Origin of the sequence: Leptolyngbya sp. UWPOB_LEPTO1 (assembly GCF_017302695.1) — a bacterium.
In the GTDB taxonomy this organism is placed as follows: Bacteria; Cyanobacteriota; Cyanobacteriia; order Leptolyngbyales; family Leptolyngbyaceae; genus Leptolyngbya; species Leptolyngbya boryana.
Map to the genome: position 1 here is coordinate 1 of NZ_JAFLCJ010000049.1, position 16,997 is coordinate 16,997.

Sequence of the window (16,997 nt, forward strand, 5' to 3'; positions counted from 1 at the left end):
CTTCAACAACACTTTAAGACAACGAGTGTCTCGGTTAGTGCGGAAAACTTTATCGTTCTCGAAGGATGTCAACAATCATATTGCTGCCATCTGGAACTTCATCCACTACTACAATGAGCAATGCCGATACATGTTTGCATGAAATCAGCCTATTTTCTACAGCATTTCCTAAAAGGCACTACCCAAATGTCATCCTCCGAGCCAATTAGTATTCGTCAGCTTTCCGCCAACGACCTGGCAATAATGGAGGGTTTATTGGCGACCTTCGGTGGAGCTTTCAACGAGGTGGAGACCTATAATTCGGCTCGCCCAAGCCCTGCCTATCTCAAACGTTTACTCAGCAGCAATTATTTCATCGCGATCGTAGCCTTAAAAAATGGATCAGTCGTCGGAGGTCTCACCGCTTACGAACTCCAGAAGTTTGAGCAGGAGCGGAGTGAAATTTATATCTACGATCTGGCGGTTGCAGCAGCGCATCGACGAGAAGGCATTGCCACTGCATTAATCCAGGAATTGAAGAAAATCGCTGTCGCACGAGCCGCTTATGTAATTTTCGTGCAGGCAGACCTCGAAGATGATCCCGCGATCGCGCTCTACACAAAGCTTGGGATACGCGAAGATGTGCTGCATTTCGATATTGCTGTTCCGGTTGACGATGACAATGTATGACAACCGCAATTTTTTAGTGATCCGCGATCGCAGAGGATTACTTTAATCACATGGCTTGTGGATTTCATAGTAGAGCAAGGGGCGTTGATTCAAGATCGCGCTTCCCGACCTGCTCATTCCTAAAGATTCTAAAACTCGAACCGATGCGGCATTGGGTGCATCAACATCCGCTCGAATCGTTTGGATGCCCAGTTGAGCAAAAGCGTAGCAAAGAATCGTCAATGCCGCTTCTCTCGCATAGCCACGTCCCCACCATTGCGGGTGAGTCCCAAAGATAAGGCTGGGGGCAGCACCATCCGAATGTAGTAGACCTGCAAATCCTGCAATTTCATCGTGCTGTTGCTGAAAAAAGAGCCACACCCCGTAGCCATGTTGAGCAAAACTATTGAGGCTCGCTTCAATCAACGAATGGGCTTCGTCAAGGGAAATTTGGCGATCGTCAAACAAGAACCGTCTGACCTCAGCCTCAATCCAGAGCGCGTGAAGGTTGATGCAATCAGTGATCGCACAGGGACGAAGCCTTAATTGTTGCGAATTCAAAACATCAGACATAGGAACTGGGAGATCAAGGGCTTTCTACTGAGATCGTACTTTGATTCGCGAATCAGGGCTGATGAGATTGACCTACTCAATCCTGCTTAAGAGAGTACTCTGCATAAATTTGGCAGATCCACCGTGAAGAAAGTCTGTAGAACAGATTACACGACTTTGAAACACCTTTTCTGGACAAGAACAGAGGCATTTTCCGATGACTAAAATTGAACTCTATAGCGCGATGCTGTGTTGATGGGACGTAGAACTTACGAAGTGGGACTCAAAGAAGGAATCACCAGTCCGTATCCTCACCTGAAGCAGTATGTTGTTTCTCGCAGTTTGAAAGAAAGCCCAGACCCAGCAGTTGAACTGGTTTCGTCAGATGAGATCGCACTGATTCAAATGCTAAAACAACACTCCGGGAAAGACATTTGGCTCTGAGGGGGTGGAGATTTAGCAGCCTAGTTTTTCCTACGATCGATGAACTGATTCTGAAAGTGCATCCAATTCTGCTCGGCTCAGGCATTCAGATGTTTGCAAGTCAGATTCAGCAGACTGCCCTCAAACTAGTGAACCATCAGATCTATACCAATGGATTTATGCTATTACACTATCAAATCCAGCATTGAGACTTCCATAAACCCACAATAAAACACGAAACAGATGAAAAAAGTAGCCGTTTTTGGCAATACTGGCGCTGGTAAATCAACGCTCAGCAAGCAGATAGCAGACCTGACTAGATTGCCACTTTATGCCTTGGATCAGTTGCAGTATCAGCCTGGAGGTGCTGAGGTTTCCCACCAGGACTATCAGCAAGCTCATCAACGCATTCTAGAGCAAGATCAATGGATCATTGATGGATTTGGTTCCATCGACACGCTTTGGATCAGGCTCAATACGGCTGATACGCTCGTTTTTATTGATTTACCTCTTTATCTACATTTTTGGTGGGTGACAAAACGGTTTTTGATCAGTGGGGTCAAGCCGCCAGAAGGCTATCCCAAAAACAGTCCAATGTTCAAAAGTACAATGACCAGCTATCGCGTGCTCTGGTTATGCCATCAGCGTTTGACTCCTAGATACCGTGAATTTGTCGAGCAGGCACGTAGTACAAAACAGGTTTATCACCTGCGATCTCCCAAACAGATTGCACAATTTCTAGGGCGTATCTGCAAACTGTGAAGCGACCCTAAATCTAGCGTGCATTCTAGAGCAATGTTGGGCAGTCTAACGTCTAGAAACAGACGGATGAGAAACAATGGCACAGCACCGAGGCGATTTGAGCGATGCACAATGGCAGAAACTCCAACCCTTATTGCCCAAACCCGCCCGAACAGGTAGACCTGCAAACGATCATCGTCAAGTGCTCAACGGCATTTTGTGGATTCATCGCACGGGCGCACCCTGGTCAGACTTGCCGGAGCGCTATGGGTCACGCGGCACCGTGTCAAGTCGCTTCTACCGTTGGCGCACTCAAGGGGTGTGGCAGCAGATCTTGAATCAATTGCAACAGCAAGCGGACGCAGAACACCAGATCGATTGGGAAGTGCATTTCGTCGATAGTACCGTCGTTCGCGCTCATCAACACGCCTCTGGCGCAAAAAGGGGGATCAAAATCCTGAACAACCGCGCTTAACGACTGAACAATTGCAGGAACAAGAAGCGCTGGGACACTCCAAAGGGGGCTTCAGTACCAAGGTTCAGATTCAAGCTGAAGGACTTGGCAAACCGATGCAGTTTGTCGTCCTGCCTGGACAAAGCCATGATGTCACAGGCTTCGGCAAACTGAACCAAGCGTCCCCACGTATCAAGCGCAAAGGGCGAGGTAGACCGAAGCACCGACCGCGTTACCTGGTCGGTGACAAAGGCTATGATGCTGACTCGATTCGTCGGACCCTCCGTCGCCAGCATACAACCCCGGTGATTCCCAAGCGCAAAAACGCCAAGCACAAGCCACGATTCAATCGCGGACTGTACCGAGAACGCAACCGTATTGAACGTCTGATCAATCGACTCAAGCAGGCTCGACGGGTGGCAACACGGTATGAAAAACGGGCGGAGAACTATCATGCCATGCTGACCATTGCTGCGATTCTGGTTTGGCTAAAATGAGGCGTTACCTTACATTTAGAGTTTGCAGATACGCCCTAGTCAAACAAAGGAAGGTTCATCATGACCCAATCTATGAATCAAAAGCAAACTGAACTGGTTGTTATCCATCCTGATCCACAAACATTAATGGATCATCGATTGCCTAATTTTGTAGGTCTCTCCGCAACGACAGCCGGGACAACAGGAATTGCAATGGAACTCGTGATCTTGCCCCCTGGAGCTATTGCTAAGCCCCATTATCATCCACAGCATGAAACGGTTCTTTATTTGCTCAAGGGACGAGTTGAAGTTTGCTATGGCAAAGCACTAAAACAATCCAAAGTATGTGAAGCAGGAGATTTTGTATTCACGCCGCCGGGTGTTCCCCATCAACCCCGCAATCTCAGCACCACAGAACCCGTTTATATCATCACGGCTCGCAACGACGCAGATGAACAGGAAGAGACAGTGCCCTACGATCCAACCTTCGAGGAGGAGAACAATCATGATTGCAATCATTGAAGCTCAAATTGTTGAGATTGAAGAACGATTGAGGCAGGCAATGCTGGCTTCTGACGTGCGTGTCTTAAATGAACTCCTTGCCCCAGATATCATCATTACCAGTCATCGGGGAGAATTGTTGAAGAAGCAAGACGATCTTGCTGCCCACGAATCAGGATTGTTTCAGTTCCATGAGTTGAATCTTTCTGAGTGCCAGATTCAAGTCTGTGGAGAAGTCGCGATCGTATCTGTCCGAATGCAAATTGTTGGCAGTTACCAAGGTAGTGCTGCCAATGGTGATTTTCGATTTACTCGCGTTTGGGCACGCGCTGAACCGGAAGTTTGGCAGATTGTTGCGGCTCATATTAGTCAAGTCGCTTGAAAAGCAGAGGTCAGTCTAATGTCTAGTACTACGCTCATTCGGTTAGGCGGACTCGCAGCAGTCCTTGCAGGCATCCTTCGCGCAGCCAACTCGTTTTTACCCACTGATGCTTCTGGTGGCGCGATCTCAATCCTTTACCTGCTGACGGATCTGTTCATCTTGTTTGGAATCTTTGGTATGTATGGATTTCAGCATCAAGAGTCTGGACTATGGGGATTTTTCGGATTTCTACTTGCAACCATTGGCATTGTTATTATTCGCACAGGAACCCTAGACGGAGTCAGTCTGTACTCGATCGGAGCATTGACATTCTCCATTGGTCTGAGTTTATTTGCAGTTGGCTCTTGGCGAGCTAGAAAGCTACCCAAATGGGTATCTAGCTTCTGGCTATTTTCTGTGATCGTCGGGATTTTCGGCTATTTCGTAGCAGGTTTCAGCCCACTATTTATCTTATCTGGGGTGATCTTCGGCATTGCTTTTGCTGGAGCAGGTTTCAAGATTGGGTCAGCGATGGGCGGGGAAAAGAACTCGAATTGGGAATCATATGATGACTGATTTTTATGATCAACTTGCGCCCTTTTATCACATCATTTATGGCGATTGGGAAGCTGCGATCTCACTTCAAGCCACTCAGCTATCCCAAATCATCCGATCGCACTAGAGCGAAGCACACGCCATATGAATCATGCCTTGCTTTCCCCGCGCTCATAACTACCTCGCAACGTTTTGCCGTCCACAGTAAGTAGCTTTCCGCCACTGATCTCAAATACTGCTTGTACCTAGTTCAGAAAACGCTGTTGCAAGGCTTCGGGTCGTAGTCGAGTAAACACGCGCTCCAAGGTATCATGCGAGGGGATGCCGTTGGGCAGGTCTAAAAACGTCTCTAACCACTCCTGTTTCACCACTCCATAGTTCTCGACATCGCCCCAACTCTCCACGCCACAGATCACCGCGCAAATCGTGAGCATCACAATGTCAATCAATAAATGCTCAATACTGTGTTGAACGCGGGTCAGGCAACTCGCTGAAATAGATTTTGAAATTGCTCAGGGAGGATTCAGATATGAGGAACCTTCAGATGCAAGACTGCTTTGCATCCTATGCCTTCTCATTTCGACTCGCTCTAATTGTTAAGAAACGTATGCGTTCGCCCTGGCAATGGGGCGCATCTAATGGTTAGAGGAGTGCAGTTCGAGGGTCAATGATGGCATCGTTGTCAAGGTGAAAGCAGTCAAAAATAAGGTCGCACCACCATTTCGTTCTGTTGAACTGAACCTCCAATTTGGCAGGGGCTTCGTGCCTGACGAAACGCTACCGTTCAATCAAAGCGATCCACAGTTGATGCTTGATGAGTTTTAGGGTGCAGCGAAACCACCATCGGTCATGCCATTGCAACGATCTTGCACCCTAAATTAAGTTCGCCTGACTTAATCTTTCAAGTTTAGGGTGCATGACTTTGCTGATTGACCAAGCATTGCAGTGAATCGTTGCACCCTAAATTTTGCTGAATTATGTCCCGAAAGTGTCCTTGTTTCCAGCATTCTGTTACCGTTGAAGAATTGCTTCAACTCGCCTGTCAACTTTCGCCCTCGAAACTTGGCGAATTGATTGCAGCCCTGTCAGCATTGAAAGAGGCAATCATACAAGACCAAGAAGTTCGTGACACTACAGCTAGTAAAACTAGCGATCGCAAGCAGAATGACAAATCAGCCCATATTGCTTGGAAGCAGATCAATGGATGTGGTCCTTATCCCTATTTGCGATTCCGAGAAGGCAAGAAGTATCGCAGCTACTACCTCAAAGGACTCAGAAAAGAGAGCTAAATTCGAGTTGAGCTTACAAGCCTCCTCATTGACCTTATCCTCATCGCCAATATACCTAGACATTGGCAATCGCGCCGCAGGAGATGGAGCCAAATAGCGATGTTCTGCTGGTCTATTTAATTAACTTCCTAAGTACGATTGCGATCACACCCAACCCAATTCCTACGATCGCTGTTATAAAAGATCTCCCAAGATTCTTCACCTTTTAACCTTCCGCCCAAATATTAGCCAATAAAAACTGGCAGCTAGTAACCAGAAGACAAACAGACTACTTCTTGCCTCTTCTGGCTGAGGCTGTGTGAAAATCGATGGCGTTGGCAATGCCGAATCCTCCGTATTCGCCAACAATAACAGCACCATATTCTGTGCTGCATGAATTCCTAATGCCAATTCCAGTCGATTATCTTTTAGAGTCACAACTGCCAGAAACACCCCAAACGACCAATATTGCAAAGCCATCCAAACTGCATCCCGCTGCATTTCCGAATTACCAAAATGCGCGATCGCAAACAATAAACTTGGAACACAAATGAGAATCCACCGATTCCGCGTCAACAAACTCAAACCTTGCATCAGATATCCCCGACAAAACAACTCCTCAGCAGCAATTTGAATCGGTGTCAAAACCAGTACAACGACCAGTAATTGCACCCACAAAAGTGGCGAAAAGGTCAATCGGAAACTCTGAGGCGAAATCACATAACCAACTCCCAACGCGATCAACATTAATATTGACCACAAGCCAAATCCTGTGAAAAAGCGATCGGTTTGGAAACTACTGTCGGGGCTGATCAGACTGCGGCATCGCCGCTGATGCACAAACTTTACTGCTAAGACAATCCCCAGAAATAGCAAGACAAATGGCAAATTATGAATGATGAAATTGAGAATCGGAAAAGACTGAAGATACTTTGGCAGATCGTCAATCACAGTCGGTGAGTCAAGAATTTTCGACGCATTACTTGGATGGGTCACAGTGATCAGAATAATCATTCCGATCGCTGCTAGCGCAGAGCCACCGACTACCCCGATCCCTAAAATCAGAATCATCCCCAATAGGTAACGCCACCACTCATTCTTACCCTGGCGGACCGCATCTACATAATGATTGCTCATACAAATCTCTCAAAATTGTGGACTTTAGGACTGGATATCTCATCAAGCATTACGATCGGCAAGATGAGAGTTGCGCTAATTCTTGAGGATGATTTTTCAGATAATCACCCAGCCAGGTGCAGCCTTGTTGCAGCAGATCATCTGGTTTTAGATTCCAGGAGTTAATCTCTGAATCGCTACTGGATAGTAAGCGATCGCTGTTTGGCGTAAAGCTCAGAAATGAGTTGAAGGATCCACCGGGTTCGATTTGAGTAATTGGGGTGCCATCGGATTGCCAGAGGTGAATTGTACTATCGATTGTCTTGGCAACGAGTAATTGACCATTGGGACTAAATTGAAATTGTCCAATCTGATTGATCTCAAGCGTACGAATCAGTGAACCGTCGGGATTCCAAAGTTTAATCGTTTGGTCAAATCCAACGGTCGCAAATTGTTTACCATCTTTGCGATGGGCGATGTCTACGATCGCGCCTCCATGATTCAACGTTTTGAGTAACTCGCCGCTCTCAGACCAGATCAATAGCTTTCCCTGCTGATCGCCCATCATAAACTGCCCCGTTGGTGAAAAGCCCATCGAAACGATCTCCTGAGAGTGCCCAGAAAGCGTTTTGAGCCATTGCCCCGATCGCGTCCAGAGTTGTATAGCACGAGTCGGTTTGGTGATGCCAGCAGACACGGTGATGTAGATTTGATTGTTCGGACTGAAGTAAAGTAATTCAGCCTGATCAATTTCTCTGATGAACTGTCCTTCAATACTCCAAAGTTGAGTTTTGTCGGGCTGACTTCCTGAGATCGCAAACATCTTGCTATCAGGACTAAATTCGATTCCTGGCTTGTAGTGCTGCACCGCTACTTCTTTGATCAGATCGCCTGTTGCGGATCGCATTTGGAGTTTTTTCTTCTGAATTGAAAGTAGAACAATCCGAGAACCATCTGGACTGAACTTCACGCTACTTTCTGGAAAGTCCGCTTGGATTGTTTTGATCAAGCTACCATCCGCTCGATATAGCGCCAATTCTCCATTCAGTTGCATTGCTGCGATCGTTTGTCCATCAGGACTAAGTGAGGCTTCAGTGATTCGAGTTTGATAGTTCGATTTTGCTCCTGCAATTTTCAGTTTGGCAGTTGGGATTTGAATGCGATTTAAGCGCTGTTGATCTCCAGAGACTGAACGGGGTGACTGGATGGGTGGCTCTGAAGCTTGCTCTGGCAAGATTGTCCACAGTCGCAGTGTTCCATCTAGATGTGTGGTTGCAATTGTCGAGCCATCAAAACTCGGTGCAAAGCCAGGGAAAAACATTTGTCGAGCTTTGATTTCAGATTGCAAGGTTCCGTCAGCGTTCCAGAATTTGAGTGCGGTAAATGTGGCTGAAATATATTGATTGTTGCGAGTCTGGAAGGTATGCCACGCGGATTCACCTGCGCCTCTAGTAATTGTTGGATAGGTTTTGAGCAACTGACCTTTTAGATCTCGAATTTCTGGATTTCCTTTCGCATTGATAAACACGATCGCATCTCCTTCTGGACTCAGCACAAATTCTCGTCCGTTCTTAAATGCTTCAATTTGCTGAGTTGGAAGCAGTTGACCAGAGAGATTCCACATTGAGATTACACCTGTGTCACTGAGAGCAATGATTTGATTTTGATTCGTGAACTTCATCTGAGAGGTCACATTTCCTGTAACTGTGCGTTCGATCTTAATTGTTCTCAGCAATGTTCCGTCTTGAGTATTCCAGATCTGAAGCTCAGAGTCTGAGCTTATTGCAGCAATATAGCGATCGTCTGCACTAAAGCTCAACGCATAAGTTTCAATTAAGAGTCCTTCTTTTGTTTTGACTTTCTGAGTTTTGATTGTCCGAATTCGTTTGCCTTTGGTTGTCCAGATTGTAATTTTACCCTCTCTATCAACCGTTGCAATCTGCTGGTTGTTGCGACTCAATGCGATCGCTACAGCAGGGCTATCTAAGTTCCAAAAATTTTGCTCACGCACAGTTGAGACAACCGATTGCAGTGCAAATAAGGGGGACAGTGTTGGGAGTTGTTTTAGAGAATGTTGCTGAGTTAATTGCTTGAGCCGCTCTACTGATTTCATTGCAGCAATGAGATCCTTGATTTGAGTTGCTTCTGCTTTGTTTTGTAGAATTCGGCCCCCTTCTCGCTCTAAGTTCAAAATGTCTGCATTCATTCTGAGTTGCTGCTCGGACTGTCTGAAGTAGAAGAAGGTTCCGATCGTACTGAGTAAAGCAACTGAAAGTGCGATCGCACCGATTCGCAACCGTTTTTTCGTTTCGCGTCGTACTTTTACTAAACGCTGAGTGGCTTGATCGGTTTTGGATTCTGCGATCGCGAGTTCCTGAGTTTGACTCGCTGATAAAAATTGATAGTCGCTGTGGCTTAAACTCAAATCTTTTGACCAGAGTAATGCCAATTCTAGTGCTTCATCTTGTAGCAAGTACTGGTCATCTTTGGAAATCTCCCAAGCTGCGAGCGTCGCACCATAGGGACGAATTGCGCGTAGAGCCTGTTCTGTCCAAGTTTGATCAAACACACTAGCATAAATGCGATTGTAGATACTTAACTTTCCTTGCTGTTTAACGACTAGGCCAGAGAGACGAAATTGCATTAGCTCTGGACTATCTTCAACAGAAAGTTCACCTTGATTGAGTAATTGCTGATAAAGTCCCAGTGACCAACAAGCGAGAGCTTTATTGTTCAAAATGCGATCGCGAATAGTTTGAAAATGTTGCTGACGATCGTGCGTTAACCAATGTTGAATAATCTGAGATCGCACCATTGAGCGAATGGCTTGAGCTTCGAGTCCCGCTTCAATCACCTGATGAGATTCGTTCACGAGTTGACAAACCCACTGCGTTAAGAAAGGCTGTCCACCTGTCCAGTCCAGAATTTCAGCTATCATCTTTGTCGGATTGTCAGCCTTTTGAGCCAATCCTTGGGCAAGCGGTTGTGCTTCATGAAGCTGAAATCCAGTGAGTTCAATCGATCGACTATCGACATTTAGAGGCGTAAAGCTTTTATCTTCAATCAGATCAGTTGGGGTTGCAACGCCAAACAGAGCAAAGGTCAATCGCCGGAATGCAGGCTTATCGGCGCGTTTGTTGTAGCACGATCGCACAAATGCAAAAAAGTCATCCTTAAATTCAAGATTGAGAATACTATCAATCTCATCGACAAAGACTAAAATCGGCTGAGAAATGCTCTCTAGTAGAACTTCTTCGACAAATTTACTCAATCGCAAAAACGGATGTAGCAATGCGTTCCCAGTCCACCAAGCTTCAAGATCAATCTCAAGATTGAGTGTACTAGCAAAATGGCTGACAAACCCCCCGTAGAATTCATCTGCACTGACTTGATAGACACAGAGTTCACGCATTTCAAATGCAACACAGACAAAGCCTTCTGCCTTAAGTCGCGACATCGTTTGAACTCGCAAGCTCGATTTCCCCATCTGCCGAGAGTTAAGCACATAGCAAAACATTCCGGCTTTGAGTCCTTCATATAAATCGCGATCGGCTTGTCGGTACACATAGGTTTCAGTCCCTTCGCGCAGACTGCCACCGACTTGATAGTTAAGGTGAGTCATCATTCAATTCCAAGACGTTTACGAAAGTATTGATGGTAAAGGCTATAGCGCATGGAAACTTGCTGCTGCTGAAGCTGAATGAGTCCCAAATCATGAAGCTTGACAATCTCATCCATGCTGAACTGTGAGAGCGAGATTGGTTCATCCGTTGCTGCGATCGCGCTCAAAGTTTCGATCAAAGCTGGGTGTGATTGTAGTTTGTACCACTGCCGCTCTAAATGACTGCGATAGAGGCTAGTGGGAGAAGTCACTGAGGTCAGTAATTCATCAAGTGAAGTAGATTGCGATGCAGTTTGAGTGACTAAAAAAGGATGTCCGCCAACCATTGCTAGTATCTCTTGCGGATTGAACTGAGGCGCGATCGCTTTGATTTGATCAATGCTCAGTTCTGCAAGCTGAACTTCTGTCCCTGCATTAAATGGGGACTGATTGATATCTAGCTGGGTATACACTTCAGTATGGAGAACAATCAAGCGAAGATGACTCCAGAGTGGTTTGGTTTTTGCATCTTCGTGCCAAGTTCTGAGCATTCCTAGAAACTCGCCTGCAATCAGGGGATGAGTGAATAGTCGATCGAGTTCATCGATCGCGAGTACTAAAGGCGAACCCAGCAAATGCTTTTCAAAATAAGTTCGACACTTAATTTTGCTATTTCCCAAGCTCTTACGCCAATGACTTTCTAGATCAATTTCGAGATTTAGTGCATAGGTCACACTTGCCATGAACCATTGTAGAAAGCCCTCTAAACTCTCAAAATCATCTTTGACAGCATCCCGTAGATTTAGTGCGATCGCTCGATATCCCTGTTGTTCAGCATACTTCAATAGATTCGCCATCAAAGTCGTTTTACCAAACTGAATCGGTGCTTTAATTCGCAGAAGTGCCCCTGGCTTATCAATTTCTGCACAGCAAAGTTGAGTCTGAGAGGATTTAGTTTGCTGTCGAGGCTGGTAACGTTGAAGAGCTTGTCGAAAATTCGTCTTCTTGACCTCTTCGCCTAGCACTTCGGAAAGCAATTGCCATAAGCGTCCACCGACTTCACTCACATACTTCACAGTTAGATGAGTTTCAAGCGCGATCGCATCATAGGTCTTCCCTTCCCATGCCCCCTTTAGCACCTGAATTTCTACATCGCTAAGATGCTTTTGAGTGACTTGTTGGATCGCCTGATCTATAAGGGATTGAATTTGATTCCACTCAGATTCTGAACTCATAAGCTTTCGTCGATCGCAGTTTCTATCTTTTAACACAGCTTGTTTGCAAATTGACAAATCACCGGAGTAAACCAGGATTGGATGCTTTGAACCGGACTTTTCAGGAGAAAACCGGAAATGTTCGGCTACAATAACCGGATTTCTTCCCGCTGACGTTATGAACGGCTCTGAAGCACGATAAGAATACACAGGATTCGTTTCAGAACCTGAATCCTAGCTCTACTCATTGAATTTGTTAACTAAGCTAGAAACTAATTATTCCGCGTTTCTTATGCGTCAACACCTTCTCAATTCCACTGTCGTTCGAGCACTCCTGCTCACCTCTCTAGCCTTTGGTGGTTCTGTTCTACCCGTTCAATCCACGCCACGTCCAGTTATTGATTCATCGTTTAATTCGACAGATTCTCAAACGATCGCTGAACAAGTTCGTAAAGATGCGATCGCAACCGAAAAACTCGATAAAACTGCAAAGGTGGTTAGACTTGAACGCGCTGGGCGAGGTGATGGCTGGATGTACAATCCAGTTCCTTATTGGAGAATTGCGATCGCAGATCAACGCCAAACCCTCGTTTATCTAACGACTCAAGACGGACGATTTAGAGCTTTGATGCTACGAAATGGAAAACCTGCTCACCCAGTTGGGCAAACTGCTCAAGAAATTGCGCCTGCTGACATGACGACCGCAGCACTGAACCAAGCCATGAAATACTGGGGCTATCCTCCTACTAAAAATCTGCCTCAAATCATTTCAGAGAAAGCGACTTGGGCAAGTGGTTGCGAGAATATTTCAGCTCCTTTCCCTTGCGATCCAGTAGTTCGCAAGGGTTGGAAAATCACAGTTCCCTTGCAACAGTCTCGCTGGGTATTTCGGGGTGAAACTGCACAAGATCTTCAACTCATCGAACGGACATCTAGCATTGAACGCCGATTACCAACTCAAGTTCGGAATGAAGTTAAACGCATCGCTGGCAACCACTTTCAGCTTTCCCCTGCGGTTGTTCTAGTAACCAATATTGAACTCCAAACTTTCGCAGATAGTTGTCTGGGGATAGACGACCTAGCAAAAACTTGCGCTCGTCAAGTCCTCAAAGGCTATCGTGTGGAAGTTGCTGGAAAGGCAAATCATAGGCAAATTTACCGCATTAGCAATGACACAAAAACTGCTAGAACTGAAGCGATTGCAGGTCTACCCGTTCGTACTGATGAACTACCTACTGCGATCGCGCTGAAAGTTTTCAGAATGGCTCAAACTGACCTCAAACGCCCGATCGCAAATCTCAAAATCGTGCGAGCTGAACCGACCTATAACTGCTTTCGAAATCCAACTGATCCGCCGAATAAAGCTTGTTTTCCAACTCAGAAGATCAATGGCTGGAAAGTTCTCGTGACTAACCATCAGCAATTGATCACCTATACCCTTGATCTCAATGGCAAGCTTTTGAACAAGAAGCCATCCTAAAAAGATTTGTAGTCCTTTTCTCTTAGACGTAATATGATGTTTTCTCGATCAATTTCGCTTCTCATTGTTGCCCAATTATTCTACTCGGTTCCCGTCCTATCAGCCCCACCCGCTTTATCTAAAGCCTGTCGCGCCGAACTGATTAGCGAAGTTTATCACAGGTGGAATGATATCAACGGAATCTTGCTCAACGACACTTTACCTAGAGTTGCAAGAGAACTCGAAAATGCTCGACGCAGAGGAGATACCGAAATCACACTCAACACGCTAGATTTCGCAGCAACTTACATAGCAGGTCAACCCAACTCTCTTTCTCGTCAAGATTATCCAAAACTGTCCGCTATCCTCGATCAGATGGTTCAACTGGCGCGATCTCTCCCAAGTCGCTATAGCTTAGTCAAAACCGGTGTACTAACAAAAACGGGTCAAGCCTATCAGCAAATTGGGCAGCCTGAAAAAGCAAAACCAACCTTGCAACTTGCAGCACAAGCCTCCTCTGGAATTCAAGGCAATCAAATCATTGCCAAGGCTCAAGTTCAACTAGCAGAAGCTTGGATTACAGTAAAACAATTCCCAGAGGCAACAACCGCCTTAGATCGTGCCGTTGAACAGACTGTGAAAGCAAAGCAAGATGCCTACTTTCATCGTGAGACGCTTTCCAAGATCGCGACGCTATACGTACAAGCAGAACAACCCGCTCGTGCTTTAACAACGCTTAAACTTTTATCGCCCCGCGACTATGATCCTGTGGTTATCCTCCCTGCAATCGCCACTGCCTACATCAAAACCAAAGATCCGGCTACTGCAAAACAGATCCTTGATTCGATCCTAAAGCAAGTTTTAGCAATCAAAGATGTGGAGCAGCGTGAATCTCACTTGATGTTGATCGTTGTTCACTACGCACCCGGTGGAGATTTAGTAAAATTGCAGCAAATCGCCGCCGAACTGAAGCGCCCAAACCGCTATCGAGCAGTAGCTTGGCTCGCGATCGCGGGGGAAGCCCGCAACTTTAACCAACCTAAACTGCGGACTCAAGCACTCTCACAGTTGATTGCAGATATCAAAGCTGCAAACATGGTTGATCAATTCGGTGGACGCTTTGATAACGAGTGGTATGGTGAGCTAAACAATCTTGCTAATCTGCGAAATTATCAGCCTGAACTAAAAACAATCATTACTGAGCTTCGTCCAATCAATCTACTCGGTATGGTTTTACAAGATTTAATGAATCAAAAACAATTTGAAACGGCTCGGCTCATAGTTCCGAAACCCATGCCCGTTCAAATTGATGCAGCCGTGATTGATGAAAGTGAGCTTTGGTTAGATCGAATCGCGATCGCACAATTACAAGCGGGACAATCCAAACCTGCAGAAACTAGAATCACCTCTGAAAATCAGGATGTCCGCCGACTGATCCGATTTGCTCAAGCATTTCACCAAGCTGGAAATCGCCCAGTTGCAACTCAAAGCTTTAATCGTGCTACAGCAATCGCGACATCCATGTTAGAGCAGGCTGCGATCGCGAATGCGCTGAGTCAAATCGGATACTCTACTGATCCAGTCCTCAATGCGTTAGCCGCCTCACTCCAAAAGGAATCCGTGATTTCAAAACGAGCAGAATTACTGCTATCCTTAAGTCTAGAGTTTTCAAATGCTCGAAGTGATTACTTTGCTTTAGCAGAACGCGCAGGACTCGCCAATCAAGTCGAATTTATTACCCTAGCCAGAAGGAACGCACTCTCAGAACGTCGAGCAGAAGACGCTTATCGGTTCATTTCATCCCCAAAGCAGACTCCTTCAGAAAATTTTGACTTCATTTTGCAACTGATTGAATTGCACCTGAGCCAAGGCGATTTCAACCGCGCCCGCTCACTGCTCGATCTGCCAGTTCAAACCTTACTCAATGCGCCTGAGTCATCTAAACCTCCTAAGGTAGAGCGATCTAGCATCTTTCACAGAACTGCTCTGAATTTAGCTCGTGCAGGTGATCTAGAAACTGCGATCTCACTTGCACAGTACATTACTCCTGCTAAAGAGCGCGAACAATTACAACAACGTCTGCGCTGTTTAAAATCGCTCTAAACATGATCAAACAATCTCTTATCCTTAACCTATGGAACGTATTGCTATGACCACTGATGAAGAAAAAGGATCTCTTATGACCTCTGACAATACTGATTCTAACCAGCGCTCATGGATTACAGTAGTCCATCGCTTTCTGGGTGGTGCTGTACTTGCCATCCTTGTACTGCTTATCCCCATTACATATGGGGAATTTAAGAACGTTGGACGAGTTCAGGTAGATGTTGCATTTGCGTTAATGATATCTTGTGGGTTGCTGTCAATTCTTCTTGGGGAAAAGTTTATTGATACGGTAATGCGAGTGCTGAATAGCACTGGTCTATAAGGATAGTGTAGAAACTCTGCATCCCCTGACTCAACAGTCTTTGTCGCTGTTATTGCCTTACAGATCAGCGCCATACCATTAAAAAGACTCCAACTGCAATCATGACGTTACCTGCAATAATTTTGATGCGCTGACTCACGCGCGATCACAGCAAAAATCTAGCTTGATCCGCCATCAGTGCATATCCCAATTTGACTCCACCGACAGCAACTATTGTGATTGCGATCATGATTCCGATATCGATCATAGAGAGCTTGGAGACATCTACAAAAGCTGGGAAGAAACCTAAATAAAACAACGTCGCTTTCTGATCCGCTCAAGTAATGAGCAATCCGGTGAGAAAACTCGACAGAAGTGAGGATTGAGCAACGATTTCGTATTCGAGATTTCTAGGTTTTGAGCAATACAACCGAATCCCAAGAAAATTAGGTAAACACCACCCAAGTACTTGATCAGGACAAACAGATTGCCCATGAGTCTAGCCAGCAGCGATAGCCCGCCGATCGCAACCATGATAAAGATGATGTCCCCTGCTACGATGCCAAGACTTGTAAGAACCCCATGAACAAATCCAAATGTCGCAGAGCGTATAATCACTGCTAAGACGCTCACACTTGGAATCCCAGCCAAAATAACCATTGCACTAAATAATACAACAGCACTACTTCGCATGATGCTACTTTGCATCTAACCTGCTCCAGCAATTCAAGACCGATCAAAGCACTAACTGCTCGCAAAGGCTTCTGTTGATAAACCCTCTAAGGTTATCAGAAACTTGATTAGGTCTTGAATGAGGGGATGTTGTCGGAGCATTGCAATCGCCTCACCGTTCAGATGCGCGATCGCGGTCTCAACAAACCTTTGATACCCTCCCTGAACCGTATTCAGCAGTTGCCTGGGTTGCTGACTTGCCAATTGCCATTCTAAATCGGTGAACGTTCTTCCCAACAGTTGCTCCAGAAAGCCACGATCCTGAAAAAACAGAACCTCGATCGCGGGAACTGCCATCAGGATTTGGGTAGTGCCTTTTAGGAAATGCTGTAGAAAATAGGCTGATTTCATGCAAACATGTATCGGCATTGCTCATTGTAGTAGTGGATGAAGTTCCAGATGGCAGCAATATGATTGTTGACATCCTTCGAGAACGATAAAGTTTTCCGCACTAACCGAGACACTCGTTGTCTTAAAGTGTTGTTGAAG

General features: G+C 45.8%; 20 protein-coding genes. 12 read left to right on the plus strand and 8 right to left on the minus strand.

Annotation, left to right across the window (positions count from 1 at the left end):
• Both J0L70_RS31295 and J0L70_RS31300 read left to right on the plus strand, forming a co-directional pair.
• The coding region (locus J0L70_RS31295) for an IS1 family transposase (RefSeq protein WP_287453022.1) at nt 1-142 on the plus strand (142 nt) is incomplete at its 5' end.
• A gap of 44 nt (nt 143-186) precedes the next feature.
• A complete protein-coding gene (locus J0L70_RS31300) occupies nt 187-669 on the plus strand; it encodes an AAC(3)-I family aminoglycoside N-acetyltransferase (protein ID WP_287457249.1) in 483 nt (160 codons plus the stop codon).
• A gap of 42 nt (nt 670-711) precedes the next feature.
• Here J0L70_RS31300 and J0L70_RS31305 read toward each other — a convergent pair whose 3' ends face one another.
• Nucleotides 712-1,221: a GNAT family N-acetyltransferase gene (locus J0L70_RS31305; RefSeq protein ID WP_287457250.1), complete on the minus strand. Its 510-nt coding sequence runs from the start codon at nt 1,219-1,221 to the stop codon at nt 712-714.
• Between the two features lie 234 nt (nt 1,222-1,455).
• Here J0L70_RS31305 and J0L70_RS31310 point away from each other — a divergent pair, with 234 nt between their 5' ends.
• From J0L70_RS31310 to J0L70_RS31335, 6 genes are all read left to right on the plus strand, one after another.
• The gene (locus tag J0L70_RS31310; protein ID WP_287457251.1) at nt 1,456-1,644 is read left to right on the plus strand and encodes a dihydrofolate reductase family protein; all 189 of its coding nucleotides are present in this window, start codon (nt 1,456-1,458) and stop codon (nt 1,642-1,644) included.
• Between the two features lie 222 nt (nt 1,645-1,866).
• Nucleotides 1,867-2,385: a P-loop NTPase family protein gene (locus J0L70_RS31315; RefSeq protein ID WP_287457252.1), complete on the plus strand. Its 519-nt coding sequence runs from the start codon at nt 1,867-1,869 to the stop codon at nt 2,383-2,385.
• A gap of 76 nt (nt 2,386-2,461) precedes the next feature.
• Nucleotides 2,462-3,315 (plus strand): IS5 family transposase gene (locus J0L70_RS31320; RefSeq protein WP_502711040.1). Its coding sequence is split into 2 segments (ribosomal slippage): nt 2,462-2,836 and nt 2,839-3,315, totalling 852 coding nucleotides; the frame shifts between segments, so codons are not numbered across the junction.
• Between the two features lie 60 nt (nt 3,316-3,375).
• On the plus strand, nt 3,376-3,816 hold the full coding sequence (locus J0L70_RS31325) for a cupin domain-containing protein (protein ID WP_287457253.1): 441 nt from the start codon (nt 3,376-3,378) through the stop codon (nt 3,814-3,816).
• Nucleotides 3,800-4,177: a nuclear transport factor 2 family protein gene (locus tag J0L70_RS31330; protein ID WP_287457254.1), complete on the plus strand. Its 378-nt coding sequence runs from the start codon at nt 3,800-3,802 to the stop codon at nt 4,175-4,177. The genes J0L70_RS31325 and J0L70_RS31330 overlap by 17 nt, the downstream gene beginning before the upstream one ends.
• Nucleotides 4,178-4,195: 18 nt before the next feature.
• Complete coding sequence (locus J0L70_RS31335) at nt 4,196-4,732, plus strand: hypothetical protein (protein ID WP_287457255.1); 537 nt, start codon at nt 4,196-4,198, stop codon at nt 4,730-4,732.
• Between the two features lie 224 nt (nt 4,733-4,956).
• On the opposite strand, the gene J0L70_RS31340 is transcribed toward J0L70_RS31335, so the two are convergent.
• Nucleotides 4,957-5,220, minus strand: a complete 264-nt coding sequence (locus J0L70_RS31340) for an ISAs1 family transposase (RefSeq protein ID WP_353736684.1) — start codon at nt 5,218-5,220, stop codon at nt 4,957-4,959.
• A 468-nt stretch (nt 5,221-5,688) separates the two neighbouring features.
• Here J0L70_RS31340 and J0L70_RS31345 point away from each other — a divergent pair, with 468 nt between their 5' ends.
• A complete protein-coding gene (locus tag J0L70_RS31345) occupies nt 5,689-6,000 on the plus strand; it encodes a hypothetical protein (RefSeq protein ID WP_287457256.1) in 312 nt (103 codons plus the stop codon).
• A 198-nt stretch (nt 6,001-6,198) separates the two neighbouring features.
• Here the strand turns inward: J0L70_RS31345 and J0L70_RS31350 are convergent, their stop codons facing one another.
• From J0L70_RS31350 to J0L70_RS31360, 3 genes are read right to left on the minus strand one after another with little or no spacing between them, the layout of a single operon-like run.
• On the minus strand, nt 6,199-7,116 hold the full coding sequence (locus J0L70_RS31350) for a CPBP family intramembrane glutamic endopeptidase (RefSeq protein ID WP_287457257.1): 918 nt from the start codon (nt 7,114-7,116) through the stop codon (nt 6,199-6,201).
• A 49-nt stretch (nt 7,117-7,165) separates the two neighbouring features.
• On the minus strand, nt 7,166-10,717 hold the full coding sequence (locus J0L70_RS31355; protein WP_287457258.1) for an AAA-like domain-containing protein: 3,552 nt from the start codon (nt 10,715-10,717) through the stop codon (nt 7,166-7,168).
• Complete coding sequence (locus J0L70_RS31360; RefSeq protein WP_287457259.1) at nt 10,717-11,931, minus strand: AAA-like domain-containing protein; 1,215 nt, start codon at nt 11,929-11,931, stop codon at nt 10,717-10,719. The genes J0L70_RS31355 and J0L70_RS31360 overlap by 1 nt, the downstream gene beginning before the upstream one ends.
• A 271-nt stretch (nt 11,932-12,202) precedes the next feature.
• On the opposite strand from J0L70_RS31360, the gene J0L70_RS31365 reads away from it, so the two are divergent.
• The 3 genes from J0L70_RS31365 to J0L70_RS31375 are packed head-to-tail and all read left to right on the plus strand — an operon-like array spanning nt 12,203 to nt 15,797.
• Nucleotides 12,203-13,390 (plus strand): hypothetical protein, encoded by a 1,188-nt coding sequence (locus J0L70_RS31365; protein ID WP_287457260.1) that lies wholly within the window; start codon nt 12,203-12,205, stop codon nt 13,388-13,390.
• A gap of 33 nt (nt 13,391-13,423) precedes the next feature.
• Entirely contained in the window at nt 13,424-15,472 is a 2,049-nt protein-coding gene (locus tag J0L70_RS31370; protein WP_287457261.1) for a tetratricopeptide repeat protein, read from the plus strand.
• Nucleotides 15,473-15,503: 31 nt separating this feature from the next.
• Nucleotides 15,504-15,797, plus strand: coding sequence for a hypothetical protein (locus tag J0L70_RS31375; protein ID WP_287457262.1), 294 nt, complete (start codon nt 15,504-15,506; stop codon nt 15,795-15,797).
• Between the two features lie 285 nt (nt 15,798-16,082).
• Here J0L70_RS31375 and J0L70_RS31380 read toward each other — a convergent pair whose 3' ends face one another.
• From J0L70_RS31380 to J0L70_RS31390, 3 genes are all read right to left on the minus strand, one after another.
• Entirely contained in the window at nt 16,083-16,484 is a 402-nt protein-coding gene (locus J0L70_RS31380) for a LysE family translocator (protein WP_287457263.1), read from the minus strand.
• A gap of 36 nt (nt 16,485-16,520) precedes the next feature.
• A complete protein-coding gene (locus tag J0L70_RS31385) occupies nt 16,521-16,859 on the minus strand; it encodes a hypothetical protein (RefSeq protein WP_287457264.1) in 339 nt (112 codons plus the stop codon).
• A partial coding sequence (locus J0L70_RS31390; protein ID WP_287453022.1) for an IS1 family transposase occupies nt 16,856-16,997 on the minus strand: 142 nt, incomplete at its 5' end. The genes J0L70_RS31385 and J0L70_RS31390, both read right to left, overlap by 4 nt.

What these genes read in the sequence shown, in the direction of transcription:
- J0L70_RS31300 (WP_287457249.1), top strand. Translation starts at nt 187, where the DNA reads ATGTCATCCTCCGAGCCAATTAGTATTCGTCAGCTTTCCGCCAACGAC.
- J0L70_RS31305 (WP_287457250.1), bottom strand. Translation starts at nt 1,221, where the DNA reads ATGTCTGATGTTTTGAATTCGCAACAATTAAGGCTTCGTCCCTGTGCG.
- J0L70_RS31310 (WP_287457251.1), top strand. Translation starts at nt 1,456, where the DNA reads ATGGGACGTAGAACTTACGAAGTGGGACTCAAAGAAGGAATCACCAGT.
- J0L70_RS31315 (WP_287457252.1), top strand. Translation starts at nt 1,867, where the DNA reads ATGAAAAAAGTAGCCGTTTTTGGCAATACTGGCGCTGGTAAATCAACG.
- J0L70_RS31325 (WP_287457253.1), top strand. Translation starts at nt 3,376, where the DNA reads ATGACCCAATCTATGAATCAAAAGCAAACTGAACTGGTTGTTATCCAT.
- J0L70_RS31330 (WP_287457254.1), top strand. Translation starts at nt 3,800, where the DNA reads ATGATTGCAATCATTGAAGCTCAAATTGTTGAGATTGAAGAACGATTG.
- J0L70_RS31335 (WP_287457255.1), top strand. Translation starts at nt 4,196, where the DNA reads ATGTCTAGTACTACGCTCATTCGGTTAGGCGGACTCGCAGCAGTCCTT.
- J0L70_RS31345 (WP_287457256.1), top strand. Translation starts at nt 5,689, where the DNA reads ATGTCCCGAAAGTGTCCTTGTTTCCAGCATTCTGTTACCGTTGAAGAA.
- J0L70_RS31350 (WP_287457257.1), bottom strand. Translation starts at nt 7,116, where the DNA reads ATGAGCAATCATTATGTAGATGCGGTCCGCCAGGGTAAGAATGAGTGG.
- J0L70_RS31355 (WP_287457258.1), bottom strand. Translation starts at nt 10,717, where the DNA reads ATGACTCACCTTAACTATCAAGTCGGTGGCAGTCTGCGCGAAGGGACT.
- J0L70_RS31360 (WP_287457259.1), bottom strand. Translation starts at nt 11,931, where the DNA reads ATGAGTTCAGAATCTGAGTGGAATCAAATTCAATCCCTTATAGATCAG.
- J0L70_RS31365 (WP_287457260.1), top strand. Translation starts at nt 12,203, where the DNA reads ATGCGTCAACACCTTCTCAATTCCACTGTCGTTCGAGCACTCCTGCTC.
- J0L70_RS31370 (WP_287457261.1), top strand. Translation starts at nt 13,424, where the DNA reads ATGATGTTTTCTCGATCAATTTCGCTTCTCATTGTTGCCCAATTATTC.
- J0L70_RS31375 (WP_287457262.1), top strand. Translation starts at nt 15,504, where the DNA reads ATGGAACGTATTGCTATGACCACTGATGAAGAAAAAGGATCTCTTATG.
- J0L70_RS31380 (WP_287457263.1), bottom strand. Translation starts at nt 16,484, where the DNA reads ATGCAAAGTAGCATCATGCGAAGTAGTGCTGTTGTATTATTTAGTGCA.
- J0L70_RS31385 (WP_287457264.1), bottom strand. Translation starts at nt 16,859, where the DNA reads ATGAAATCAGCCTATTTTCTACAGCATTTCCTAAAAGGCACTACCCAA.